The sequence below is a fragment of the Paragemmobacter kunshanensis genome (genome assembly GCF_011059185.1).
Classification (GTDB): Bacteria; Pseudomonadota; Alphaproteobacteria; order Rhodobacterales; family Rhodobacteraceae; genus Paragemmobacter; species Paragemmobacter kunshanensis.
The window spans coordinates 1-822 of record NZ_JAALFE010000103.1 but is presented as its reverse complement, the minus strand read 5'-3'; the positions used below and the strand labels follow the sequence as shown (position 1 = coordinate 822).

Annotated in this window: 1 protein-coding gene; it reads left to right on the top strand. The window is 70.3% G+C overall.

Translation table 11 applies throughout. The features are described from left to right. The first annotated feature begins 170 nt into the window (after positions 1 to 170). Positions 171 to 710 (top strand): crossover junction endodeoxyribonuclease RuvC, encoded by a 540-nt coding sequence (locus G5V65_RS21990; RefSeq protein WP_241250709.1) that lies wholly within the window; start codon positions 171 to 173, stop codon positions 708 to 710. Positions 711 to 822 lie beyond the last annotated feature (112 nt).

Genomic DNA, 822 nt, shown 5'->3' with positions numbered 1-822 from the left:
GGAGGGCCACCCCACAGGGTTGGCCACTCCTCCCATACGTCCGGGCCAGCCGCGCGCGCCGCCGTGACGCTCCCTTGTGCTTTCCGATCCGACGACGGCGGCCCCGTACCGCCAAGCACCAGACCGCCGTCGTCTTCCACCACCACCGGCCCCGGCAAAGGAGACCCATCATGGCTCAGCCGACTCTGATCCCGAATTGCGACGGCGCAAGGTTTGAATCGCTGCCGCTCGACACGCCCCGCAACCGCTGCATCCTCGCCCTCGACCTCGGCACCTCGACCGGCTGGGCGATCCGTGGCCATGACGGCCTGCTCACCAGCGGCACCGTCTCGCTGCGCCCGGGCCGCTTCGACGGCGGCGGCATGCGCTACCTTCGCTTCACCAACTGGCTGACCGAGATCGACCGGCTGTCGGGGCCGGTCGCCACCATCTGGTTCGAGGAAGTTCGCCGCCACGCAGGCACCGACGCAAGCCATATCTACGGCGGGCTCATGGCCACGCTGACCGCATGGGCCGAACTGCGCGGCGTGCCCTACGAGGGCGTCCCGGTCGGCACGATCAAGCGTCACGCCGCAGGCAAGGGCAACGCCGACAAAGCCACGATGGTCGCCGCCGTCCGTGCCCGCGGCTTCAGCCCGGCCGACGACAACGAGGCCGACGCCATCGCCCTGCTGCTCTGGGCGATCGAGACGAACGGGGGTGTCGCATGAGATGGCATCCCCACGGCTACGGCGGGCGACGCCGGGATCCCGAGCAGGTCAAGCGCGAGGGCTGGCAGGAACAGGGCGTCCTCGCGGTCTCCGCCGATGACGACCGCCTCAC